Raw genomic sequence first — 23,355 nt, forward strand, 5'->3', positions numbered from 1 at the left:
CGTGCACGACACGACGACTGAACTGCTGATAGAGCTGGGCGCGATCATTCTCGGCCTCGGCATACTCGGCCGCCTGGCCGGGCGGATCGGCTTCTCCCCCATCCCGCTCTACCTCCTGGCGGGCCTGGCCTTCGGCAAGGGAGGTTTCCTGCCGCTCGACGCCAGTGAGGAGTTCGTCGCCACCGGTGCCGAGATCGGGGTGATCCTGCTGCTGCTCCTGCTCGGCCTGGAGTACAGCGCATCCGAACTCGTCACCAATCTCAAGAAGCAGTACCCCTCGGGCATCGTGGACTTCGTCCTCAACGCCCTGCCGGGGTTCCTGTGCGCGCTGATCCTCGGCTGGGGCTTCGTCGCCGCCGTGGCCCTGGCCGGGGTCACCTGGATCTCCTCCTCCGGGGTCATCGCGAAGGTCCTCGGCGACCTGGGGCGGCTCGGCAACCGCGAGACGCCCGTGATCCTCGGGGTGCTCGTCATCGAGGACCTCGCGATGGCGGTCTACCTGCCGATCCTCACCGCGCTGCTCGCCGGGCTCAGCCTCGGCGGCGCGAGCCTGACCCTCGTCATCTCGCTGGGCACCGTGGGCCTCGTGCTCTACCTGGCACTGCGGCACGGCCGTCTCATCAGCCGGGCCGTCTCCTCGGACAACCCCGAGATGCTGCTCCTCGTCGTGCTCGGTCTCACCGTGCTCGTCGCGGGGGTCGCCGCGGAACTCCAGGTCTCCGCCGCCGTCGGCGCCTTCCTCGTCGGCATCGCGCTCTCGGGCGAGGTCGCCGAGGGCGCGCACAACCTGCTCGCACCGCTGCGCGACCTGTTCGCCGCCGTCTTCTTCGTCTTCTTCGGCCTGTCCACCAACCCCGCGGACATCCCGCCGGTCTTCCTCACCGCCCTGCTCCTCGCCGTCGTCACCGTCCTCACCAAGATCGCCACGGGCTGGTACGCGGCCCGGCGGGCCGGGGTGCAGCGGGCGGGCCGCTGGCGGGCCGGCGGCACACTCGTGGCACGCGGCGAGTTCTCGATCGTCATCGCGGGGCTCGCCGTGGCCACAGCCCCCGAGATCGGGCCGCTGGCGACCGCGTACGTCCTGATCCTCGTCATCCTCGGGCCGCTCACCGCCCGCTGGACCGAGCCGCTCGCGCGCCGCTTCCTGTACCGCAAGGAGCAGGCCACGAGCGGCGGCAAGGAACTCCCCGTACCGGCCGAGCCTCCCGGGGCGCGGGCCGCCGACAACCCCGGCAGCACCGCGGCAGCGAACTGAGGGGGCGAGGGGGACGTGCACCCCAGAGAGATTCCCGAGCTGTACACGGAGGGTTTCCGCGAGACCCTCGCCGAGGTCGCGAAGACAGGGCGGCGGCTGCGGCGCGAGGAGATCGAGACGCGCCGCAGACTCGGCGAGGAGGCGGCGGAGGCCGGGTACGGGCTGCGCTCACTCGTCAACGGCCTCCTCGCCGCCGCGCGCAGCGACTGGCCGGCCCCGCCGGGGGCCTCGGCGCCGGAGGTGCTCGCCGCCGTGGAGCAGGCGGTCGACGCGAGCGCCGAGGGCTACGAGCGGGCCCAGCGGCTCGCGGTGCGCCACGAGGAGGCGGCGCGCCGCGAGTTCATCGACGACCTGCTGCACGGGCGTGGCAACCAGGGCCGCATGGCCGAGCGCGCCGAGCGCTTCGGGCTGCGGCTCGCGCACGCGCACGTGGTCGCTGTGGCGCGCGGCGCCGAGGCCTATGACGACGGGCATCCCGTCACGCGCGGCGTGCAGGACGCGGTCTTCGCGCGCTTCGGTGACCGCAGGACGCTCCTCACGACGAAGGACGAGGTGCTGATCTGCGTCGCGCCGAGCGGGCAGGAGGAGATCGCGCGGTTCTTCGCGAAGCAGGCGTACGTGCTCGGCAAGGAGTGCCGCGCGGCGGTCGGGCGCCCGCACACCGGTCCCGGCGGGGTCGTGCGCAGCTATGAGGAGGCGCTCGAAGTCCTGCGGGTCGGCGAGCGCATGGAGCTGGAGGAGCCGGTGCTCCACGCGGAGGACCTGCTCGTCTTCCCCGTGCTCACGCGCGACCGGCAGGCGATGTTCGACCTCATGGACACCGTCCTCGGGCCGCTGGAGGACGCGCGGGGCGGTTCGGGGCCGCTCCTGGCGACCCTGCGGGAGTACTTCGAGGCGGGCTGCGTGTCGGCGGAGGCCGCGCGGCGTCTCAACCTGAGCGTCCGGGCGCTCACGTACCGCCTGGAACGCATCCGTACCCTCACGGGGCTCGATCTCGCCGACTCCCTCGACCGCTACTCGCTCCACACGGCAATCATCGGCGCGCGGTACTTCGGCTGGCCGCGCGGCGCACGGGCGGATCAGACGAGGGGCCGAGAAAGCTCCTGACAGCCCCTCACCCCGCGCCTCGCGAGCGGTCGAAGGGGGTCTGCCTGCGCCTTTATGCTCTACGGGACCGCGTCGGCGCCGCCAGGGGTGCGCGCCGTTTCCCAGGAGTCCCAGGAGGATGTGCGCGATGGTGTTCAAGCGGCTGCTCGGTGCGCTCGGCGCGGGCGGGCCCTCGGTCGACACGGTGCTCGGCGACGAGCCCGTCCTGCCGGGGGGCACGCTCACGGGAGAGGTGCGGCTCGGCGGCGGCGAGACACGGGCGCGGATCGACGGCATCACGCTGGAACTCCTCGCGCGCGTCGAGGCGGAGAGCGAGACGGGCGAGCACGAGGGCGGGATCGTCTTCGGGCGGCACCACGTCGACGGGGACTTCACGCTCGAAGCGGGCGAGGAGCGGGTCCTGCCCTTCGCGCTCGCGCTGCCGTGGGAGACGCCGACGACCGAGCTGTACGGGCAGCCGCTCGGCATCGTCCTCGGGGTGCGCACCGAGGTGGCGCTCGGCGGGGCCCGCGACAAGGGGGACATCGATGCCCTCGTGGTGACCGCGCTGCCGGTGCAGGAGGCGGTGCTCGACGCCTTCGGGCGGCTCGGCTGGGGCTTCCGCTCGGCGGACCTGGAGCTGGGCAGGATCGGCGGTACGGGGCAGCGGCTGCCCTTCTACCAGGAGATCGAGCTGACCCCGCCGCCGGCGCTCGCGCACGCCGTCAACGAGGTCGAGGTCACCTTCCTCGCCTCGTCCACCGGTGCCGAGGTGGTCCTGGAGGCCGACAAGCGGGGCGGGCTGCTCGGCGGCGGTCACGACGCGCTGACCCGGTTCACCGTCGCGCACGCGGACGTACCCGGCCTCGACTGGACGAGCGAAGTCGACGGCTGGGTCACCCACCTCCTGGAGCACAGCTCCGCGTACGGCGATCACGGCTCGTACTACAACCACGCGGACCCGTACGGCGGCGGGCACGCGAGCCACCACGAGAGCGGCGGGGGCCACGGGGCGGGGGGCGCGGTCCTGGCGGGGGCCGCCGGGCTCGCGGTGGGCGTCGCGGGCGGTCTCGTCGCTGCCGAGGTCGTCGACGAGGTGGGCGACTGGATCGAGGGGGACGAGGACGGCGGGAGTGAGGACGGGGACGGCGGCGAGGAGTGAGCGCGCGGCGGCCGAGGGGCCGGCCGGGCCCGCGGGGTGAACGAGGGGGAAAGGCCCTCTCCCCTTGCTTCCACACTCCTGTAGATTCTGGCCCGGACGCCGTTCCGCCCCGGTCCGGCGTACTGCCCGAAGCCCCCTTCCCCCAGGAGCGCACCCGGTGTTCGGACTCAGTGAGCTGGCGATCCTGCTCCTCGTCGTGATCGTGGTACTCGGCGTGAAGCGGCTGCCGGGCCTCGTGCGCTCGGCCGGCCGGGCGAGCCGCGTTCTCAGGAGCGAGGCGCGCGCGACCTCCGAGGCGCCGGTCACCGACCCGGCCGACCCCAAGCTCATCAAGGCCAGGCCCGGTGAGTGGACCCGCGAGCGGGACGAGCCCGCCGCCTGAAGGGTGCCCGCCGGGCGCTGCCTACACTTGTGCGGCCGGGGCGCCCGACAGGACCGGCGGAACGGAGAGCGGTGTGAGCGGGGAAGGGAGCGGCTTCGCCGGTGACCCGGCGGCGGAAGCACTCGACGCGGCGGCGACGGTCTTCGGGCTGCTCGCCTCACCGGCCCGGCTCCACCTCGTCTGGGCCCTCGCGGGCGGCGAGAGCGATGTGACGCGGCTCGCGCAGCGGCTCGGCGGCGCGCTGCCCGCCGTCAGTCAGCACCTCACGAAACTCAAGCTCGGCGGTCTCGTCGGCTCCCGCCGCGAGGGCCGCCGCCAGGTCTACTACCTGCGCGATCCGCGGATCGTGGAGCTGGTCGGTGCGTTGCTCGCCCCGGGGAGCGAGGCCCCCGCCGTACCCGAGCGGTCCCTCGGTGCCTGAGACCGCGGCGCCCCTGCACGTCCTGCGCCGCCTGGAGTCCTCGCCGCGCGGTCTCACCGAGGAGGAGGCGGCACTGCGCGCGGCGCGGTACGGCCCCAACCTGCCGCCGGTGCCCGCGCTCACGCCGTGGTGGCGGCTCGCGCGCCAGGGCCTTGCCGACCCCTTCACCGCGGTGCTCCTCGCCCTCTCCCCCGTCTCGGCGCTCGTCGGCGCCTGGGGCACGGCGGCCGTCACCGCGCTCCTCGTCGGCCTCAGCCTGCTCCTGCGTGCCCTCGGGCAGCGCAGGGCCGAGCGTGCCTCGGCCGCGCTGGACGCGCTTCTCGGGGACACGGCCGCGGTACGGCGCAGGGCGCGCGCGGGCGCGGAGCCCCGGGTGCGGGACGTGCCGGTGGGCGAGCTGGTGCCCGGGGACGTCGTCCTGCTCGGCCCGGGCGACCGCGTACCCGCCGACCTGTGGCTGCTGCGGACGCGCGGGCTGCGGCTGCGGCAGGCGGCGCTGAGCGGCGAGTCCGACGCGGTCGCGCGGCGGGCCGGGGACCCCGGGGGCGCGCTGCTCGGCTCGACGGTCGCGAGCGGCACGGCGACGGGGCTCGTGACGGCGACAGGGACACGGACGCGGCTGCTCGGTGCATGGGACGGGCCGCCGCGCCCCGCGAGCGCGTTCGCCGCCTCGGTGCGCGGCGTCGCGTGGACGCTCGTGCGGTTCATGCTCCTCGTGCCGCCGCTCGTGCTGTGCGCGGACGCGGTGGCACAGGGGCAGGGGGCGCAGACGCTGCCGTTCGCCGTCGCCGTCGCCGTGGGCCTGACGCCGGAGATGCTGCCCGTGGTGGCGACGCTCGCGCCCGCGCGGGCGGCGCTGCGGCTCGCGGCGGAGCACGGCGTGATCGTCAACCGGCCTTCGGCGCTGCACGACCTGGGCGCCGTGGAGGTCCTGTGCGTCGACAAGACGGGGACACTGACGACGGACGAGCCGCGCGTGCACGCGAGTGTCGACCCGCGCGGGACGCCCGACCCCGAGCCCCTGCGGCTCGCCGCGGTCGCCGCGGCGTGGACGCTGGAGCTGGGCGAGGTGCCGCGCCCCGCGCCGCTCGACGAGGCGCTGCTGGCCGCGGCGGGCGAGAGCGGTATCGATCCGCTCGGGCCCGAGGGACTCGCCGCGCTGCCCTTCGAAGCGGAGCGGCGGCGGGCGAGCGTGCTCCTCACGGAGCCCGGGGTGCCCGGCGCGCACGTGCTCGTGGTGAAGGGCGCGGTGGACGCGGTCCTGGAGCGGTGTGCGTTCGGGTCAGGGGAGCGGGAGCGGGCCGAGGCGCTCGCCGCGCGGCTCGCGGACAGCGGACTGCGGGTGCTCGCCGTGGCGACGGCGCACCGTGCCGCGCGGCCCGGGCGGGGGTTCACGCCCGCGGACGAGCGCGGGCTCGCGCTCGCGGGTTTCGTCACCTTCAGGGACCCGCCGGTGGCAGGGGTCGCCGACGCGCTGCGCGAGCTGACCACGCTGGGCGTCGAGGTACGGGTCCTCACCGGGGATCAGCCGGGCACCGCCGCGCGGGCCTGCCGGGACCTGGGGCTCGACCCCGGCGAGGTCGTCGACATGCGCGCGCTCGCCGCGCTGCCGGAGGCGGAGCGGACCACGCGTGCCGCGCGGGGGCGGGTCTTCGCGCGGTGCACGCCCGAGGACAAGGCGTGGCTCGTGGGGCGCACGCGTGCCGCCGGGCACGTCACGGGCTTCCTCGGCGACGGCTGGAACGACGTGCCCGCGCTGCGTGCGGCGGACGTGGGGCTGTGCCCGCCCGGCGCGGTGGCGCTCGCGCGCGAGCACGCCGATCTCGTGCTCGGCGGCAAGGACCTCGGCGCGGCCGGGCACGCGGTGCGGGCCGGGCGCGGCGGCACGGCGACGGTTCTCGCGTATCTGCGCGCCGCGCTCTCCTCGAACCTGGGCAACGTCGTGGCGATGCTCGTCGCCGGGCTGCTGCTGCCGTTCCTGCCGATGCTGCCCACGCAGGTCCTGGTGCAGAACCTGTGCTTCGACGTGGCGCAGACGGCCTACGTACGGCGCGGGGCGGTCGCCCGTGCCTCGGCGCGGCCCGTGCCGCTGCGGACACGGGCGCTGGTGCGCGGCATCCTCGGGTACGGACTGCTCAACGCGGGGATCGACGTCCTGACGTTCGCGGCGCTGGCCTGGGGCGCCGGGGGCGCTGCGGGGGCGCGCTGGGAGGCGCTGTTCCACGCGGGGTGGTTCGCCGAGAACCTGCTCACGCAGGCCCTCGTGCTCCTCGTGCTGCGGCCGGGGGCCGGGCGGGTGCCGAAGGTGTTGTGGGCGGCGGTGGCGGGCCTCGTCGTCGTGGGCGTCGCACTGCCGCCGAGCCCGGTGGGCGCCGCGCTGGGGATGGTGGCGCTGCCGTGGCGGGTGTGGGGGGCGGTCGCGGTGCTGCTGCTGGCGTACGGGGCGGCGCTGCGGTGGCTGCGGGAGCGGCGTGCCGGGGATCAGCCGTAGGAGAGGTCCTCGCAGGGGTTCTCGTCGGCCGAGCGGGCGTCGGAGCCGACCGGCTTCGACGGGGTGGTGGGCTGCGGGGTGGCGGGCGCTGCCGCGGGGTCCTCGGCGTAGGTGCGGCCGAGGGTGACGGTGATGCCGGGGGTCTCGCTCTCGGTGAGGCTCGCGCCGGGGAACCAGCGGGCCGTGGTCTGGGCGGACTTCTTCTCGCCCGGGCCGTAGCCGATGGTCGTGGTGGCCGCGGTGAGGTCGGCGGCGTTGCCCGTGGAGGCGACCGTGAAGCCGCCCGTGCCGAGGATGCCGGCGGCCTTGGCGGCGAGCCCGGGCACCGTGGTGCCGTTGCGGACCGCGACGGTGATCCCCGCGCCGGTGACGGGCTCGGCGCTCTTGTCGCCGTTCTTCGCGTCGGTGGACTGCGACTTCTTCTCCTTGCCCGGGTCGGCGAGGGGCTTGTCGGCCTTGAGCGCGGCCCAGAGCCGGTCGGCGTCGGGCTGGACGATCGCGACGCGCTCGCCCTCGTACCGCCAGGGGACGGTGACGAACTTCGTGTTGTGCAGGTCGACGTTCTTGAGCGAGAGCGCGAAGCCGAGCATCTTGTCGGCGGAGCCGAGACCGGGGTCGACGGTCATGGAGCTGGTCGCCGCCTCGGCGAGCGGCAGGAGCTTGGTGGGGGTGAGGCCGTTCTCCTTGACCTTCTTCAGGAGCGCGGAGACGAAGGCCTGCTGGCGCTTGATGCGGCCGATGTCGGAGCCGTCGCCGACGCCGTGGCGCAACCGCACGTAGTCGAGAGCGCGCTGTCCCGAGACCTTCTGGAGCCCCTGGTGGAAGACGAGACTGCCGCGCGTGGGGCGCTTGGGGCTCAGGTCGCGCTGGTAGATGTCGTTGGGCAGGCAGACGGAGACGCCGCCGACGACCGAGGTCAGCTTGGAGAATCCGTTGAAGTCGACGACGACGGTGTGGTCGACGCGGAGCCCGGTGAGCTTCTCCACGGTGTTCTGGGTGCAGGCCGGGTTGCCCTCCTCGGTCTGGCCCACGGTGAACGCCGCGTTGAACATCGTGTTCGGCTGCGGAGCGCTCCAGCTTCCGTCGGGCAGGCGGCAGCGGGGGATCTCGACGAGGGTGTCGCGCGGTACGGAGACGGCGACGGCGTGCCGGTGGTCGGCGTAGACGTGGAGCAGGAAGGCGGTGTCGGAGCGGCCGATGTCGCCCTCGCCGCCGCCGAGTTCCTTGTTCTTGCCCGCGCGGGTGTCGGAGCCGATGACAAGGATGTTCTCGCCCGGCCCGGTGTCGTCGGGCCGTTCCTTCGCCACCCCGTCCTGGCTGAACGTGCCGATGTCGCCGCTGAGCTTGAGCCACACCCAGCCGAAGCCGCCGCAGGCGAGGACGGCGAAGGCGGCGAGCACGCCGAGTCCCTTGAGGAGCCGGGACCTGCCCCTCCCGTGGGACCCGCGGGCCCCCGCCCGCCGCCTTCCCCCCGCCCTGGAGGACGCCCCACGCTGTGCGGCCGCTTCCTTGCGAGTCATGCGCGTCCCCTCAGTGGCTCGGTCCCCACGGTCGGCCGGCCCCCTGACCGGCTCCACCCACGGCTGTACAGTTGCGCAATGTAGCAAGCTTCCCGGGGTGCGCGCCTTCCTGCCCCCGGGCTCCCCGGACTCGGAACGAGGCGATCATGATCCGCAACGGACTCGAACCCTGGCACCTCCTCATTCTTCTTGTCGTGGTCGTCGTCCTCTTCGGTTCCCGCAAACTGCCGGACACCGCGCGGGCGCTGGGCAAGTCGCTGCGCATCCTGAAGAGCGAGACGAAGGCGCTGCGCACGGAGCACGACTCCCCCGAGGCGGAAGGAGAGCCGCGCTCCGCACGCACCACCGGCTGAGCCGAAGGGAGCCCGCCGGTGCCGAGACCGACGCCGTCGAAGAAACGCACCTCGGCCTCGGCATCGGCACCGGCGCTCCCGGCGGCGAGGCCGAGGCACCGGGCGCGGGTCAGTAGCCGCGCGTGACCCACTCGTCGAGGTGCGGGGCCTCGGCGCCGATCGTGGTGCTGTCGCCGTGCCCGGTGCGCACCTCGGTCTCGGGCGGCAGCCCGAAGAGCTTCCAGCGGATCGACTCGATGATCGTCGGGAAGTCGCTGAAGGAACGGCCCGTCGCGCCGGGACCGCCCGCGAAGAGCGTGTCCCCGGTGAAGACGGTGCCGAGCGCGGGGGCGTACAGGCACACCGCGCCGGGCGAGTGGCCCGGCGTGTGCAGCACCGTCAGCTCCGTACCGGCGACACCGAGGACCTGTCCGTCCGCCAGTTCGCCGTCCGGCAGTATCCCCGGGTGTGTGAGCTTCCAGAGCGGGACGTCCTCCGGGTGGAGCAGCACGGAGGCGTCGGTGACCTCGGCGAGGGCGGGTGCCGCGTCGATGTGGTCGTCGTGCGCGTGGGTGCACACGATCGCGACGACGTGCCGGTCCCCCACCGCGCGGGCGATCGCCTCGGCGTCGTGCGCCGCGTCGATGACGAGGACCTCGTTGTCGTCGCCGACGAGCCAGACGTTGTTGTCGACGTCCCAGGTGCCGCCGTCGAGCGAGAAGGTGCCCGAGGTGACGACGCGTTCGATGCGTACGGCCATCAGAGGACCACCACCGAGCGGAGCACGTCGCCCCCGTGCATCTTCGTGAACGCCTGCTCGACCTGGTCGAGCGCGATCGTCTCGGTGACGAAGGCGTCGAGGTCGAGGCGGCCCTGCCGGTAGAGGTCGATGAGCATCGGGAAGTCGCGCGAGGGCAGACAGTCCCCGTACCACGAGGACTTGAGCGCGCCGCCGCGCCCGAAGACGTCGATGAGCGGCAGGTCGATGCGCATCTCGGGGGTCGGGACGCCGACGAGGACGACGGTCCCTGCGAGGTCGCGGGCGTAGAAGGCCTGCGCGTACGTCTCGGGGCGGCCGACCGCCTCGATGACGACGTCGGCGCCGAAGCCGCCCGTCAGCTCGCGGATCGCCTCGACCGGGTCGGTCGTGCGCGAGTTGACGGTGTGGGTCGCGCCGAGCCTGCGGGCGGTCTCCAGCTTGCGGTCCTCGACGTCGACCGCGATGATCTTCGCCGCTCCCGCGAGGCGCGAGCCCATGACGGCCGCGTCGCCGACCCCGCCGCAGCCGATCACGGCGACCGAGTCGCCGCGCGTGACGTTGCCGGTGTTGATGGCCGCGCCGATGCCCGCCATGACACCGCAGCCGAGGAGCCCGGCGGCCGCGGGGGACGCCTCGGGGTCGACCTTGGTGCATTGCCCGGCGGCGACCAGGGTCTTCTCCGCGAAGGCGCCGATACCGAGCGCCGGGGTCAGCTCGGTGCCGTCCTCAAGCGTCATGCGCTGCGTGGCGTTGGCGGTGTTGAAGCAGTACCACGGCCGACCGCGCTCGCAGGCGCGGCACTCGCCGCACACCGCACGCCAGTTGAGGATCACGAAGTCGCCCGGGGCGACCTCGGTGACACCCGCGCCGACCGACTCGACGATCCCCGAGGCCTCGTGGCCGAGCAGGAAGGGGAACTCGTCGTTGACTCCGCCCTCCCGGTAGTGGAGGTCGGTGTGACAGACCCCGCACGCCTGGACGCGTACGACCGCCTCGCCGGGCCCGGGGTCAGGCACGGTGATCGTGGCGATCTCGACCGGAGCCCCCTTCGCCCGCGCGATGACGCCCTGAACCTGCTGTGGCATGAGTGCCGCCTCTCTCGTTCTGACCTGTCTGTCCTGCTCGGTACCCGCATGGAATGCGAAAGGTCCGCGACAGGGGCGATTGTCCCCCAGCTCCCGCTGCCCGCCACCGAGGGGGAGACTCACGGCGGGTCCGCGCCCCACCCGCTACCCTGTGGCTTTTCACCGGAGGGGGGCGCCATGCGCGTCGGTACGGCACGGGAAGCGGCTCGCGACTGGGTGGCGCGGAACGGGCCCGGGCTGCCGGGTTTCGCCGGGGCGTACTTCAGCGGTTCGACGGTGGGGCTCGCGGCGGACGCGGTGCTCTCGCCGTACGCGGACGTGGACCTCGTCGTCGTGCTGGACACCCCCTTGCCGCCGCCGAAGCCGGGCAAGTTCCCGCACGCGGGGGCGCTCCTTGAGGTCACGTACGAGCCGTGGGCGGCGCTCGCCTCGGCGGACACGGTGCTCGGCGACTACCACCTGGCGCCGCCGCTCGCCCGTACGGACACGCTCATCGCCGACCCGGACGGACGGCTCGCGGCGCTCGTCGCCGAGGTGGCGCGTGGCTTCGCCCGCCCGGAGCACGTCCTGCGCCGCTGCGCGCAGGCGGCGGGGCGGGTGAGGAACGGGCTCGCCGCGCTCCCCGCGGACGCGCCCCTGCCGCAGCAGGTCACGGCATGGCTCTTCCCGAGCGGCGTCACGACGCACGTCCTCCTCGTCGCCGCGCTGCGCAACCCGACGATCCGCCTGCGCTACCCGGCCGTCCGCGACGTCCTCGTACCCGGCCCGCACGAGGAGCTGTACGAGGACCTGCTCGGCGCGCTGGGCTGCGCGCACCTGGACCGGGCCCGCGTCGCCGGGCACCTCGCCGTGCTCACCGAGACGTTCGACGCGACGTCAGGGGTCCCCGTGCGGACGCCGTTCCCCTACGCGGCCGACCTGCGGCCCGACGCGCGGCCCGTCGCGGTGGACGGGAGCGCGGACCTCGTGGCCCGGGGGCTGCACCGCGAGGCGGTCTTCTGGATCGTCGCGACGCTCGCGCGCTGCCACACCGTCCTCGCCGCCGACGCCCCGGCGCTCCAGCGCGGGCTGCTGCCCGGCTTCCGCGAGGTCCTCGCCGATCTGGGCCTGAGCGGGTACGCGGACCTGCGGGCGCGCGGGGAGCGGACGGCCGCCGAACTGCTGCCGCGCGTCGAGGAGGCGGCGGCGGGGATCGTCCGCGACGGGCGGGCAGGGCCCGGAGCACTCAGGGAAGTGTGACTGTCACACACATCACTCGTTCGAGGGAGCGCTCCACGCCCCACGCCCCGTCACTCGACGCGCGGCACACGGAGGGGACGAAGGCGGGCGCCCCGCGCGGGGCGGCGGGCGCCCCCGTGAGTCCGCGCCGCCACCGGTACGTGCTCGGTGCGGGCAGTCGCCAGGTCAGCGCGCTCACCACGCACGGGCCGCCCCCCGGCGCGCACGCGGGGACGACGTGCGCCGGGCGTTCCCCGGGGAAGGCGGCCGTGCGGGGTGCGGGTACGCCCCGCGCACGGTGAGGACCCGGCCGAGGAGGGAAAGGTGCCGCGGGTTCGGCGGGCGCGAGCGCCCCGGGGCGGGGACACTGTGGCGATGAGCCACGACGCGCGTGACCTGGACCGCCTGGAGCGGCAGGAGGCAGAGACGCTGGGGGCCGCCCTCGCGGCGGAGCGGAGCAGGGCGCGCAGGGCGCTCGCCGCGCGGGCCGAAAACGCCGACGACCTGGCCCGGCTGCTCGACGCGCTCGGGCTGCGTCCCGAGGAGGGACGACGGGAGCCGGAGTGAGGGGGTGCCCGCGAGGTGGGTGAGCGCGCGCCCGCCTCGCGGGCACCCCCGCCGTTTCAGGAATCCCCCGCGGGCCGCCCGGCGAAGTACGTCGCGATCATGTCCTCGCCGCCGTGCCCCTCGTCGCGCGCGCGGGCGAAGCGCGCCGCCGTGGCGTCGAGGAGGTCGAGACGGGCGCCGCTGGGGCGGGTGGCCTCCAGGATGAGGCGCGTGTCCTTCAGCGCGGTCGAGAGCGCGAAGCTGGGGTCGAGTTCGCCCTTGAGGAGCGCGTCCGCCTTCATCTGGAGGTACGGGCTGTCGAGTGCCCCGCCGGTGACCGTGTCGAGGAAGAGCCGCGGGTCCACGCCGAGCGCGTCGGCGACGTTGAGGGACTCGGCGACGGAGCTGACGAGGTTGACGAGCCAGGAGTTCACGACGAGCTTGAGCCGCGTCGCCGCGCCCGGCTCGCTCCCCGCCCACACCGTGCGCTGCCCGATCGCGTCGAGTACGGGCGTGACGGCGGGCCGTGCCGCCTCGTCACCCGAGACGAGGACGATGAGCTTGCCCTGCTCGGCGGGTTCCTTCGTCCCCGAGACGGGGCTGTCGAGGTAGACGACACCGTGCGCCGCCGCTTTCTCCGCGAGGGTCCGCGTCGCCGCGAGACCCACCGTGGACGCCTGGAGCCAGGGCTGCCCGGCGCGCAGCCCCGGGGCGGCCTGCTCCATGACGGAGGCGACCGCAGTGCCGTCGTTGAGGACCGTGAGGACGACGTCGGCGTCGCGCACGGCGGCCGCGGGATCGGCGGCGAGTTCGGCGCCGTCGGCGACGAGCGGCAGCGCCTTGTCCGTGCTGCGGTTCCACACGCGCACGGAGAGACCCTCGCGGAGCAGGCTGCGGGCCATCCCCGCGCCCATGATGCCGGTGCCGAGTACGGCGACGAGGGGTGAATCGGACATGAGGGGTTCCTCCCTGAGTCGTGGTGCGGGCCCGCGGCGCGGGCCCGGCGCCTTCGTGGTGCGGCGTGGTGGTACGGGACCTGCCTCGTGGCGCGCGAGCCGCTTCCCCCAGCCTGGCACCACACTGAGGATTCCGCCCCGCCGGACCGGTGCGGGGGCACGGCGTTTGCCCTGGAGCGCGCTCCAGGGCGGAGGGTGGTGTGCATGGCAGTACGAGTTCCCCGGCTGCGGCCGGATGTGGAGGTGCCGCGGGGCGGTCTCACCATCGGCGAGGCCGCGGCGGCTCTCGGTCTCGGTATCGACACGCTGCGGTACTGGGAGCGTGAGGGCCTGACGGCCGAACCGGCCGGGCGTACCGGGACGGGGCAGCGGCGCTACACGGAGCGCGACCTGGAGTGGCTCGCGGGTGTGGTGACGTTGCGCCGCACCGGGATGCCGATCCGTGACATCCGCGCCTTCGCCGCGCTGACGCGCCGCCCCGGCACCGAAGCCGAACGCCTCGCCGTCTTCGAGGCGCACAGGGAGCGCGTCCTGGAGCGGCTGCGCGAGACGCGCACGCACCTCGCGGCGATCGACCGCAAGATCGCGTACTACCGCGCCGCGGCCACGGACGGCGGAGCCGGCAGCGAAAGCGCGGGCGACCGGTCCGCGACCCCGGCGCACACGACAGAACACTGACCACGGTGACCACCCGACCTCGGGAGCACCGCGAGGAAGGAGACACGGCATGAGGACGATCGCACTCGGTTCACAGGGCCTCAAGGTCTCGGAGCAGGGGCTCGGGGCGATGGGCATGAGCGTCTGGTACGGGCCGCGCGACGAGGCCGAGGCGGTCGCGACGCTGCGGCGCGCGGTGGACATCGGCGTGACGCACATCGACACGGCGGAGGCGTACGGCCCGTACGAGAACGAGAAGCTGATCGCGCGGGCGCTCGGCGGGCGGCGGGCGGAGATCACGCTCGCGACGAAGTTCGCGAAGGACTTCGAGGACGGCGGCGACCACGCGCACGACGGCTCCCCCGGGCACGTCCGGCGCGCCGTGGAGCGTTCGCTGCGGCACCTGGGCACGGACGTCATCGACCTCTACTACCTGCACAGGGTCGACCCCTCGGTACCGGTCGAGGAGACCGTCGGGGCGATGGGCGAGCTGGTGACGGCGGGGAAGGTGCGGTACATCGGGCTGAGCGAGGCGAGCCCGGAGGAGATCCGGCGGGCGCACGCGACGTTCCCCGTGACGGCGCTCCAGTCGGAGTACTCGCTCTTCAGCCGCGACGTGGAGGAGAACGGCGTGCTGGAGACGGTACGGGAACTGGGCATCGGTTTCGTCGCGTTCTCGCCGCTCGGCCGGGGCTTCCTGACCGGGACGATCACGCGGGCCGACGATCTCGCCGCCGACGACGCGCGGCACGGGCTGCCGCGGTTCGCGGAGGAGAACATCGCGGCGAACCTGCGCGTCGTGGAGCGGCTGCGGGAACTGGCGGCCGCACGCGGGGTGACGGCGGCTCAGCTCGCGCTGGCCTGGCTCTCGGGCCGGGGCGCGGTACCGATTCCGGGCACGAAGCGGCGGAAGTGGCTGGAGGAGAACGCGGGCGCCGCGGGCCTTTCGCTGCGTGCGGAGGAGCTGGCGCGCATCGACGAGGTGTCGCCGTACGGGGTGGCCGAGGGGGCGCGCGAGGCCAGCTGAGAGGTGCGCGCGTGGTCCCCGGGCGTTGTCAGTGGAGTGGTGCAGTCTGGGGACCGGCGCGCGGCACCGGGCCCGCGCCGTGGAGACGGGGAGCGTGCGGTGACGGTACGGGACAGGACGGACGAGCGCGGGGTGCTGGCGGCGCGGGCCTGCCTGCGGCTGCGGCAGGCGACGCGGGCGGTGCTCGCCGATCCCGGGACGGCGCCCGCCGCCGCGGTGCTGCTCGCCGGGCCGATGGCGGAGGCGGACGCGGCGCTGCGGGCGGCGGGGTTCGCGGGGAACGAGGCGGAGTTGTGCGCGCTGCTGGGGGTGCGGGCGTGAGCGAGGTGCGGCGTTGTGCCTGGGCCGAGGGCACCTCGGAGCTGATGACGGAGTACCACGACAGCGAGTGGGGCCGCCCCGCGCACGATGACGGGTATCTCTTCGAGATGCTCGTCCTGGAGGGCGCGCAGGCGGGTCTCTCCTGGTCGACGGTGCTCAACAAGCGGGAGAACTACCGGCGGCTGCTCGACGGTTTCGACGTCGAGGCGGTCGCCGGATACGGCCCGGCGAAGCTGGAGGCGCTGCTCGGGGACGCCGGGATCGTGCGGCACCGGCTCAAGGTGGCCTCGCTGCCGCGCAACGCGCGGGCCTTCCTCGCGGTGGCCGAGGAGTTCGGCTCCTTCGACGCGTACCTGTGGTCGTGGGTGGACGGGCGGCCCGTGGTGCGCCACCGGGCGCGCGGGGTGCAGCCCCCGGCGCGCACGGACGTGTCGGACCGGCTCGCGAAGGACCTCAAGAAGCGCGGGTTCTCCTTCGTGGGGACGACGATCGTGTACGCGTTCCTCCAGGCGACGGGAGTCGTGGACGACCACGCGGGGGACTGCTTCGTGGTGGCGGGGGCGAGCGGGGGCTGAGTGGCGCGGGACCGGTCCCGGACGGCGGTGGGGGTCGCCGTTCCGGGACCGGGGGTACGCGCGGGGCGCGGGGGGTCCCCGGCCCGTCACGAGGGCCGGGGCCTCAGCCCTTCTGCTCGACGCGCACCCAGTCGATGTCGGCCTCGACGCCGCCCTGCGCGATCTTGTCGACGCTGGACTGCGGGAGACCCCAGTAGGGCTCGGTGACCTGGTTCCACCCGGCCGGGTAGGCGCCGCCGAGCGCGAGGTTGAGGATCACGTACTGGTCGTGGTCGAAGACCCACTGGCCGCGCGTGGACTCCATCTTGTTGCGGCTGGTCTCCTGGACGACGCGGTCGTCGACGGAGAAGGTCATGCCGGTCGGCTTCCACTCGACGGCGTAGGTGTGCCACTGGTCGGCGCCGCCGTCCGGGTACGTCTGCTGGGCGCCGATGTTGCCGTCGGCGGAGTAGCCGGGGCCGTGCAGGGCGCTGGAGGTCCAGTCGTTGTAGCCGATGTTCTCCATGATGTCGGTCTCGCCCGAGCCGGGCCAGGAGACCTCGGGGTCGTCGACGTTGCTGCCGAGCAGCCAGAAGGCGGGCCAGAAGCCGTCCCCGACGGGCAGCTTCATGCGGGCGCTGACCTTGCCGTAGGTGAAGTCGAACTTGGTGTTGGTGTCGATGCGGGCCGAGGTGAAGTCGTAGGTGGTGCCACCGGCCTCGGTGCAGCCCTCGCAGTACTTGGCCTTGAGCTGGAGGACGCCGTCCTGGGTGCTGAGCGTGTCGGGCGAGTCGACGTAGGCCTGGGACTCGCCGTTGACGGGGTCCATCTCGGTGCCCGTGCGCACGACGCGCCACTTGGAGCGGTCGAGGCCGTCGCCGTCGAAGTCGTCGAAGAAGGTGGTGCGGTAGTCGCCGCCCTGCTCGCCGGGGAGCGCGGGGTAGGCGGCCTCGTCGCTGCCGCCCGTGCCCCAGACCTGGAACTCGTAGAGGGAGTAGCCGAACTGGGCGGTGGCGGGCGCGGGGTTGTAGAAGGAGCGGCGTTCCTTGCCGAGCATGCGCACGTAGCGCCCGGTGGCGGGCTCGGGCAGCTGCACGGTGTCGTGCTTGCCCGCGGACTGGCCGGGAGTGCCGATGTCGGCGCGGCGGGCCGCCACCTCGTCGGCGGACGGCTGGTAGACGGTGCGCCAGTTCTGCTGGTCGTCGGAGACCTGGATCTCGTAGTCGACGGCGAAGGCGGATTCCCAGTACAGGTCGACGCTGTCGATGGTGGAGGAGGCGCCGAGGTCGACGGAGACCCAGCGGTCGGCGTTCCAGTCGCTGGCCCAGCGGCTCGCGTCGCCCGTGAGGTCGGCGGGGATGCCGCCGTCGGTGACGAAGGAGGGGTTGGCGCCCGCGCCCTGGTAGAGGTCGCTGTAGGCGGGGTGGTGCAGGGCGAGGTTGGTGCGCGAGGTGGACGCGGGCGCGGGAGTGCCCCCGTACACCTGGAAGGAGGCGAGCACGTAGCCGCCGTCCGCGGAGCGCTCGACGCCGCGCATCCGGACGTAGCGGCCGCGTACCTCCTGCGGGTAGGTCTGGGCGGTCAGGGTGTCTCCGTTGCCGTCGTCCTCGGTGTAGAAGGGCCGCCAGTCGGTGCCGTTGTCGGAGACCTCGACGACGTACTTCTTGCCGTACGTGTCGCCCCAGTCGAGGACGACGCGGTCGACGCGGAGTCTGCTGCCGAGGTCGACGGCGAGCCAGGCGGTGGCGGAGTCGTCGCTGGTCCAGGAGGTGCCGTCGCTGCCGTCGAAGGCGTCGGCCGCGGTGCCGCCCGACGCGGTGGCGGCCTGCGGGTCGGCCGCGACGGCCGCGGCGGCGAGGTCGGTGTCCCAGTCGGCGGCCGCGGCGCGCGGGAGGGAGTGGGGTCCCGGGTCGGCGAGGGCGGGCACGGCGAGGAGGCTCGCGGCCGAGAGGGTCGCGAGGGCGAGCGTGAGGGCGCGCCTGTGGGGGGTGCGGCGGGTGCGGGCGGGCATGAGAGCGCTCCTGTCGGAGGAGGTGGGGGGAAGGGGCGTGGGGGGAAGGGGCGTGGGGGGTGCGCGGAGTGGGGGAGATACCGGTCCGTCTCCTGCCGCGTGAGTAAACCGAGCGCCAAGGATGCCGTCAAGACTTCTAACCAAACTGGACGCACGAGCAACTCGGTTGCTTTGCCGGGCAGTTGTTCCTTCATTTCCTGAAGAAAAAGTGTTGTCCCGCACCGCCGTGGAACGCCCCTGCCCCGGACGGCCCCGCACCGCTCGCCGCCTCCGCGCATGACGCATACCGTGACATATCGGAGCGTCGAAGGGCTGAAGACCATGAAGCACCGATCCGAGGGCCCGGCCGACCAGGGCGGCGGGGGTTCGAGCGGAGGACAGGGCGCGGGGCAGGGCGGCGGGCAGGGCGGAGGACGGCGTGCGGAGCGCGAAGCCCGGCACGAGGTCGTCAGGAACCGGGCCCAGCAGCACCGCTGGTGGGTACTCGCGGTCATCGGGACCGCCCAGCTCATGGTGGTGCTCGACGCGACGATCGTGAACATCGCGCTGCCGTCCGCGCAGAAGGACCTCGGTTTCAGCAACGGCAACCGGCAGTGGATCATCACCGCCTACGCACTCGCCTTCGGCTCGCTGCTGCTGCTCGGCGGGCGGTTCGCCGACCTCATCGGGCGCAAGATCGTCTTCCTGACGGGGCTCGTCGGCTTCGCCGCCGCCTCGGGCGTCGGCGGGGCCGCGCAGAGCTTCGAGATGCTCGTCATCGCCCGGGCCGCGCAGGGCGTCTTCGGCGCGATGCTCGCCCCCGCCGCGCTCTCGCTGCTGACCACGACGTTCACCGACGCGAAGGAACGGGCGAAGGCGTTCGGGATCTACGGGGCCGTCGCGGGCGCGGGCGGCGCGGTGGGGCTGCTCCTGGGCGGGGTCCTCACCGAGTACCTGGACTGGCGCTGGTGCCTGTACGTCAATCTGCTCTTCGCCGTGCTCGCGATCGTGGGCGCGGTGCGGCTCATCTCGGGCGGGCGCCCCGCGGAACAGCCGGGACTCGATCTGCCGGGCGCGTTCTTCGCGACCGCGGGGCTCTTCTGCATCGTCTACGGCTTCTCGAACGCGGAGCGCCACCACTGGGGATCACCCCAGACCTGGGGCTTCCTCGTGGGCGGCGCCGTGCTCCTCGTGGTGTTCGTGCTGCGGGAGCGGCGCACGGCGCATCCGCTGCTGCCGCTGCGCGTGGTGCTCCACCGCCAGCGCGGCGCCTCGTACCTGGCGATCTTCCTGGCCGGTGCGGGGCTCTTCGGGGTCTTCCTCTTCCTGACGTACTACCTCCAGCAGATCCTCGGCTACTCGCCGATCAAGACGGGGCTCGCCTTCCTCCCGATGGTCGGCGTGATGATCGTGATGTCGGTCGTCGTGACGAACGCGGTGCTGCCGCGCACGGGCCCCAGACCGCTCGTGCCGCCCGGGATGCTCTTCGCGGCCGGGGGCATGGCCTGGCTGACGGGGCTCGACCTGCACAGCACGTACGCGGCGCACATCCTCGCGCCGCTCCTCGTCACCGGTTTCGGGGTCGGCCTCATCTTCGCCCCGGCGTTCAACATGGCGACGGCGGGGGTGCGGCCGCAGGACGCGGGGGTCGCGTCCGCGATGGTCAACACGTGCCAGCAGGTGGGCGGCTCGGTGGGGACCTCGCTGCTCAACACCCTCGCGACGACGGCGGCGACGAACTACGTGGCGGGCAAGCGGCCCACGAAGCTCGTGCTCGCGAAGGCCCAGTTGCACAGCTTCACCGTCGCGTTCTGGTGGTCGGCGGCGATCTTCGCGGTGGGGGTGGTCCTGACGGGGCTCATCTACCGCTGGGGCCGCCCGGCGACGGGCGATCAGACGATCGCGACCTGAGGCGGCGTACGGGTAGGGGGCCGGCCGCGACGCGCGCGGGCGGCCCCCTACCCGTACCCGGGTGCCCCGCTCAGGCGGCGAAGCTCTCGGCGAGCGGGCCGACCGCCGCCTTCCACTCGTGCACGGTGACCTGCTCGACGAGGCCCTGGAGCCTGAAGGGGTCCTGCTCGGTGTGGGCGAGGGCCTCCTCGGCGGAGTCGGCGCGGAGGATGAGCAGTCCGCCCTCGCCCGCCGGGTTGCTGAGCGGGCCCGAGACGAGGATCAGGCCGCGGTCGGCGAGCGCGCTCAGGTAGGCGCGGTGGGCAGGGCGGTGGGTGTCGCGGGGGGCCTCGCTGCCCGCGGGGTAGGCGTAGACGACGGCGAAGAGGGCCATCGGGACACGTCCTTTCGGGTTCAGGTGCGCCGGGCGGCGGCGGGCGCCTCGCGGCGGGGGTGCCGCGCCATGATTTCAGCACCGCGGGCACGCCGGACGCGCGGGGCGAGGACGCGGACGAGGGCACCGACGAGGACGGCGAGCGCGGCGAGGCCGTAGGCGGTGCTCGCGATGTCGTCGGGCCCGGGGATCGTCCGGGCGGTGACGTAGGCGGCGCTGCCCGCGAGCGCGACGCCGAGCCACTCCGCGCGGCCGTCGAGCGCGACCAGGGCGACGAGCAGCAGCGCGTACCACGGGTATCCGGGGGTGAGCAGCAGGAACAGGCCACCGATGACGAGGAGCGCGCCGCGCCAGGGCCGCGCGGGGTCGCCGCGCAGGACGACCCACGCGGCCAGGGCGATGCCGCCGACGGCGACGGCGGCCGGCGCGAGCGCGGCGGGCAGCAGGAGGCGCAGGACCGCGTACCGCTCCTCGCCCGCGACACTCCCGGATTCGTACCCCTCTTCGTGGACGTAACCGCTGAGGTAGCCGAGGACGGAGGAGTGCGACCACAGGACGTACGGGAGGTAGCAGGCGGCCACGACGGCGGCGCAGCCGAGGACGGGGGCGAGGAACTGACGCGCTCCGCGGGCGCCGGACAGGAGCGCGGGCAGCAGCACGGCCGGGAGGAGTTTCACGGCGGTCGCCGCGCCGAGCAGCAGCCCGGGGCGGCGCGCGGTGAGGGGTGGCGTGAGCGCGGCGACGACGAGGAGGGCGCCGAGCACGTCGACGTGCGCGTTGTTGACGGCCTCGACGGGGACGGCGGGGCACCAGGCCCACAGCGCGGCGCCCGCGGGGGAGCGACCGGCGCGGCGCAGGGCACGGAGCAGGAGGAGGGTCGTGCCGGTGGCGAGGAGGACGCCACCGGTCTGGAGGGGCTTGTGGCGGGCGTGCTGCGGGGAGACGGCGTGCACGGTGGCGAAGTAGGCCTCGGCGACGGGCGGGTAGATGGTGTGCTGGCGCGGGCGGTTCATGCGGGTGCACGCGACGGGCCCGGGCGCGCCCCGCGCGGAGAGGTGCGGGCGCTCCCTGCCCCGGCAGTGGGCGTGCCCCTTCGGGAAGAGCCAGGGATCGCGGAGCGCGACGAGCGCGGGATCGCGCGGGGCGTGGTCGTACGGGGAGATCCCCGCGGCCTGGACGCGGCCGTCCCACGCGTACCGGTAGGAATCGGTGCTCGTCGTCGGCGGCGCGACGAGGCCCGTGCAGGCGACGGCGAGTCCGCCGGCCACGACCAGGAGGCGGGTGGAGCGGGGGCCGAGGCCGCGCACGGCGAAGGCGGCCCCCGCGAAGAGGAGCCAGCAGGCCGCGTACTGATAGGTGAGCAGTTCGGGATCGGTGTGGAAGGCGTCGCCGCCCAGAGTCACGGTGAGGGTCGTGACGAGGGCGCCGAGCGCGGCGAGGCACGCGGCGAGCGCGGCCGCGGGCCTGAGGGGGCGTGCGGGCTTCGGGGGGTGCGGGGGCTGCGGGGGGCGGAGGGAGCGGAGCACCGGTTCAGGGTGGCAGCGGCGGACGGCGCGGCGCGGCTCCGTACGGCGCGTTTCCGCGATTCGTACGGTGTTGCCGCCGGTCCGGGGGACGCCGAGGGGGTGTCATGGCGGGATGGACAGCCCACCCGCCCCCGGTGCCTCGCCCGTCACGCCCCGCCGCTCCGCCCCTCCCCCGTGGCTGCCGCGGTTCCGGGGGCCGCTGCACGATCCGCGCACGGCCGTACGGGTCGGGCGGCTGCTCGGGCCGCTCGTGCTCGTCTGTTTCCTGAGCGGCCTGTTCAGCCACGTGCTCCAGCACCCGCCGCGCTTCCTGGTCGACGCCCTGCCGAGCCGACCGGTGTGGGGGTACCGGCTGAGCCAGGGCACGCACGTGGCGACAGGGATCGCGATGATCCCCGTGCTGCTCGTGAAGTTGTGGACGGTGTACCCGCGGCTCTTCGCCTGGCCACCGGCGCGCTCGCTCGCGCACGCCCTGGAACGGCTCTCGATCGCCGTGCTCGTCGCCGCGAGCGTCTTCCAGCTCGCGACCGGGCTGCTCAACATCACGCAGTGGTACCCGTGGCCGTTCTCCTTCGTGCCCGCGCACTTCGCGGTGGGCTGGCTGCTTTTCGGTTCCGTGCTCGTCCATGTGGCGGTCAAGGCCCCGGTGATCGTGGCGCACTGGCGGGCGGCGCGGGCCGAGGGGCCCGAGCGGGCGGACCGGCGGGCGCTGCTGCTCGGCGCGGGCGCGGCGGTCGGCGCGGTGACGCTCACGACGGTGGGCCAGAGCGTGACGCCGCTCGGCGCGACGGACCTGCTCGCGCCGCGCCACCCGGACTACGGCCCGCTGGGCCTGCCCGTGAACAGGACGGCGCGCGCGGCCGGGGTGCGGGAGGCGGACCTGGACGGCTGGCGGCTGCGGGTACGCGGCCCGCGCCCCTACGAGCTGAGCCTCGCCGAACTCGCCGCGCTGCCGCAGCACACGGCCCACCTGCCGATCGCGTGCGTGGAGGGCTGGAGCAAGGGGGCCCGCTGGGAGGGGGTACGGGTGCGGGACCTCGTGGCGCGCGCGGGCGCCGAGCCGGGGGCGCGGCTGCGGGTCGTGTCCCTTGAGCGGCACGGCACGTACCGCGTGATGGAGATGGGCGAGGAGTACAGCCGCGATCCGCTGACGCTGCTCGCGCTGCGGCTCAACGGCCACGCCCTGACACTGGATCACGGCAGTCCGGCGCGGATCATCGCGCCGAACAGGCCAGGGGTGCTCCAGACGAAGTGGGTCGCGGAAGTGGAGGTGCTGCGGTGAGGGGACTCGCGGTCGTACGGGGGCTGCTCGGCGCGGCGGGCGGGTGCGCGCTCGGCATGGGCGCCTTCCTGCTCTTCGCGCCGACGGCGGAGCCGGATGTGCTCGCCGGGCTGTGGCTGGGCCCCGGGGTGCGGGAGCCGCTCGGGGTACTCGGCTGGCTGCTCGGTTCGGCGCTCGTGCACGACGTGGTGATCGCCCCGCTCGTCCTGGGGCTCGGGCTGCTGCCGCTCGCGGTGGGGCGGCGGCGCGGCGCGGTGCGCGGGGCGTTCCTCGCCGCGGGCGCGCTGGTGCTCGTCGCGCTCCCGCCGCTCTTCGCACCGCGCCCGCCCCGCAACCCCTCGGTCCTGCCCCTGGACTACCCGCGCGGGCTGCTGCTCGCACTGGCAGCGACGGCGGTGGGCGGGGCGCTGGTGTGGGCGGTACGGGTGCTGCGCGGACGGCGCGGACGGCGGCCGGCGGCCAGGGGCTAGCGGCGAGCGGCTGGGCCCAGCGGCGAGGGC

The 23,355-nt window shown here is 74.3% G+C and carries 23 protein-coding genes; 16 read left to right on the forward strand and 7 right to left on the reverse strand.

Annotation, left to right across the window (positions count from 1 at the left end; genetic code table 11):
• Nucleotide 1 precedes the first annotated feature (1 nt).
• The 6 genes from ACQYWQ_RS01870 to ACQYWQ_RS01895 all read left to right on the forward strand — a co-directional run bounded on the left by ACQYWQ_RS01870 (nucleotide 2) and on the right by ACQYWQ_RS01895 (nucleotide 6,797).
• Nucleotides 2-1,255: a cation:proton antiporter gene (locus tag ACQYWQ_RS01870; protein ID WP_431032100.1), complete on the forward strand. Its 1,254-nt coding sequence runs from the start codon at nucleotides 2-4 to the stop codon at nucleotides 1,253-1,255.
• 15 nt (nucleotides 1,256-1,270) lie between these two features.
• A complete protein-coding gene (locus ACQYWQ_RS01875) occupies nucleotides 1,271-2,362 on the forward strand; it encodes a PucR family transcriptional regulator (protein WP_431032101.1) in 1,092 nt (363 codons plus the stop codon).
• Between the two features lie 127 nt (nucleotides 2,363-2,489).
• Nucleotides 2,490-3,503: a sporulation protein gene (locus ACQYWQ_RS01880; protein WP_431032103.1), complete on the forward strand. Its 1,014-nt coding sequence runs from the start codon at nucleotides 2,490-2,492 to the stop codon at nucleotides 3,501-3,503.
• A gap of 157 nt (nucleotides 3,504-3,660) precedes the next feature.
• Entirely contained in the window at nucleotides 3,661-3,885 is a 225-nt protein-coding gene (locus tag ACQYWQ_RS01885; protein WP_431032104.1) for a twin-arginine translocase TatA/TatE family subunit, read from the forward strand.
• Nucleotides 3,886-3,958: 73 nt separating this feature from the next.
• A complete protein-coding gene (locus ACQYWQ_RS01890; RefSeq protein WP_431032105.1) occupies nucleotides 3,959-4,306 on the forward strand; it encodes an ArsR/SmtB family transcription factor in 348 nt (115 codons plus the stop codon).
• A complete protein-coding gene (locus tag ACQYWQ_RS01895) occupies nucleotides 4,299-6,797 on the forward strand; it encodes an HAD-IC family P-type ATPase (protein WP_431032106.1) in 2,499 nt (832 codons plus the stop codon). The genes ACQYWQ_RS01890 and ACQYWQ_RS01895 overlap by 8 nt, the downstream gene beginning before the upstream one ends.
• Here ACQYWQ_RS01895 and ACQYWQ_RS01900 read toward each other — a convergent pair.
• Nucleotides 6,788-8,317, reverse strand: a complete 1,530-nt coding sequence (locus ACQYWQ_RS01900) for an LCP family protein (protein ID WP_431032107.1) — start codon at nucleotides 8,315-8,317, stop codon at nucleotides 6,788-6,790. The two genes, ACQYWQ_RS01895 and ACQYWQ_RS01900, sit on opposite strands and share 10 nt — an antisense overlap.
• 146 nt (nucleotides 8,318-8,463) lie before the next feature.
• Here ACQYWQ_RS01900 and tatA point away from each other — a divergent pair, with 146 nt between their 5' ends.
• Complete coding sequence (gene tatA / locus ACQYWQ_RS01905; protein WP_431032108.1) at nucleotides 8,464-8,670, forward strand: Sec-independent protein translocase subunit TatA; 207 nt, start codon at nucleotides 8,464-8,466, stop codon at nucleotides 8,668-8,670.
• Between the two features lie 109 nt (nucleotides 8,671-8,779).
• Here tatA and ACQYWQ_RS01910 read toward each other — a convergent pair whose 3' ends face one another.
• Together ACQYWQ_RS01910 and ACQYWQ_RS01915 are read right to left on the reverse strand one after the other, a co-directional pair.
• On the reverse strand, nucleotides 8,780-9,409 hold the full coding sequence (locus tag ACQYWQ_RS01910; protein ID WP_431032109.1) for an MBL fold metallo-hydrolase: 630 nt from the start codon (nucleotides 9,407-9,409) through the stop codon (nucleotides 8,780-8,782).
• The gene (locus ACQYWQ_RS01915) at nucleotides 9,409-10,494 is read right to left on the reverse strand and encodes an S-(hydroxymethyl)mycothiol dehydrogenase (protein ID WP_431032110.1); all 1,086 of its coding nucleotides are present in this window, start codon (nucleotides 10,492-10,494) and stop codon (nucleotides 9,409-9,411) included. The genes ACQYWQ_RS01910 and ACQYWQ_RS01915 overlap by 1 nt, the downstream gene beginning before the upstream one ends.
• Before the next feature lie 177 nt (nucleotides 10,495-10,671).
• On the opposite strand from ACQYWQ_RS01915, the gene ACQYWQ_RS01920 reads away from it, so the two are divergent.
• Both ACQYWQ_RS01920 and ACQYWQ_RS01925 read left to right on the forward strand, forming a co-directional pair.
• Nucleotides 10,672-11,733, forward strand: coding sequence for a hypothetical protein (locus ACQYWQ_RS01920; protein WP_431032111.1), 1,062 nt, complete (start codon nucleotides 10,672-10,674; stop codon nucleotides 11,731-11,733).
• 354 nt (nucleotides 11,734-12,087) lie between these two features.
• Entirely contained in the window at nucleotides 12,088-12,279 is a 192-nt protein-coding gene (locus ACQYWQ_RS01925) for a hypothetical protein (protein ID WP_431032112.1), read from the forward strand.
• 56 nt (nucleotides 12,280-12,335) lie between these two features.
• Here the strand turns inward: ACQYWQ_RS01925 and ACQYWQ_RS01930 are convergent, their stop codons facing one another.
• Nucleotides 12,336-13,214 carry an NAD(P)-dependent oxidoreductase gene (locus tag ACQYWQ_RS01930; RefSeq protein ID WP_431032113.1) on the reverse strand — a complete coding sequence of 293 codons (879 nt, stop codon included), beginning with the start codon at nucleotides 13,212-13,214 and terminating at the stop codon, nucleotides 12,336-12,338.
• 204 nt (nucleotides 13,215-13,418) lie between these two features.
• On the opposite strand from ACQYWQ_RS01930, the gene ACQYWQ_RS01935 reads away from it, so the two are divergent.
• From ACQYWQ_RS01935 to ACQYWQ_RS01950, 4 genes are all read left to right on the forward strand, one after another.
• Entirely contained in the window at nucleotides 13,419-13,892 is a 474-nt protein-coding gene (locus tag ACQYWQ_RS01935; protein WP_431032114.1) for a MerR family transcriptional regulator, read from the forward strand.
• Nucleotides 13,893-13,941: 49 nt separating this feature from the next.
• Entirely contained in the window at nucleotides 13,942-14,898 is a 957-nt protein-coding gene (locus ACQYWQ_RS01940; protein ID WP_431032115.1) for an aldo/keto reductase, read from the forward strand.
• A gap of 99 nt (nucleotides 14,899-14,997) precedes the next feature.
• The gene (locus ACQYWQ_RS01945; RefSeq protein ID WP_431032116.1) at nucleotides 14,998-15,219 is read left to right on the forward strand and encodes a hypothetical protein; all 222 of its coding nucleotides are present in this window, start codon (nucleotides 14,998-15,000) and stop codon (nucleotides 15,217-15,219) included.
• Nucleotides 15,216-15,794, forward strand: a complete 579-nt coding sequence (locus ACQYWQ_RS01950; protein WP_431032117.1) for a DNA-3-methyladenine glycosylase I — start codon at nucleotides 15,216-15,218, stop codon at nucleotides 15,792-15,794. Before ACQYWQ_RS01945 ends, ACQYWQ_RS01950 begins: the two co-directional genes overlap by 4 nt.
• A 103-nt stretch (nucleotides 15,795-15,897) precedes the next feature.
• On the opposite strand, the gene ACQYWQ_RS01955 is transcribed toward ACQYWQ_RS01950, so the two are convergent.
• Entirely contained in the window at nucleotides 15,898-17,784 is a 1,887-nt protein-coding gene (locus ACQYWQ_RS01955) for a discoidin domain-containing protein (protein ID WP_431032118.1), read from the reverse strand.
• A 321-nt stretch (nucleotides 17,785-18,105) separates the two neighbouring features.
• Here ACQYWQ_RS01955 and ACQYWQ_RS01960 point away from each other — a divergent pair, with 321 nt between their 5' ends.
• Nucleotides 18,106-19,674 carry an MFS transporter gene (locus tag ACQYWQ_RS01960; RefSeq protein ID WP_431032119.1) on the forward strand — a complete coding sequence of 523 codons (1,569 nt, stop codon included), beginning with the start codon at nucleotides 18,106-18,108 and terminating at the stop codon, nucleotides 19,672-19,674.
• A gap of 70 nt (nucleotides 19,675-19,744) precedes the next feature.
• On the opposite strand, the gene ACQYWQ_RS01965 is transcribed toward ACQYWQ_RS01960, so the two are convergent.
• Nucleotides 19,745-20,047 carry a YciI family protein gene (locus ACQYWQ_RS01965; RefSeq protein ID WP_431032120.1) on the reverse strand — a complete coding sequence of 101 codons (303 nt, stop codon included), beginning with the start codon at nucleotides 20,045-20,047 and terminating at the stop codon, nucleotides 19,745-19,747.
• 20 nt (nucleotides 20,048-20,067) lie between these two features.
• Entirely contained in the window at nucleotides 20,068-21,573 is a 1,506-nt protein-coding gene (locus ACQYWQ_RS01970) for a glycosyltransferase 87 family protein (RefSeq protein ID WP_431032121.1), read from the reverse strand.
• A gap of 112 nt (nucleotides 21,574-21,685) precedes the next feature.
• On the opposite strand from ACQYWQ_RS01970, the gene ACQYWQ_RS01975 reads away from it, so the two are divergent.
• Together ACQYWQ_RS01975 and ACQYWQ_RS01980 are read left to right on the forward strand one after the other, a co-directional pair.
• A complete protein-coding gene (locus ACQYWQ_RS01975) occupies nucleotides 21,686-22,855 on the forward strand; it encodes a molybdopterin-dependent oxidoreductase (protein WP_431032122.1) in 1,170 nt (389 codons plus the stop codon).
• Entirely contained in the window at nucleotides 22,852-23,325 is a 474-nt protein-coding gene (locus ACQYWQ_RS01980) for a hypothetical protein (protein ID WP_431032123.1), read from the forward strand. The genes ACQYWQ_RS01975 and ACQYWQ_RS01980 overlap by 4 nt, the downstream gene beginning before the upstream one ends.
• Nucleotides 23,326-23,355 lie beyond the last annotated feature (30 nt).

This window comes from Streptomyces sp. P6-2-1 (assembly GCF_050613165.1).
Taxonomy (GTDB): Bacteria; Actinomycetota; Actinomycetes; order Streptomycetales; family Streptomycetaceae; genus Streptomyces.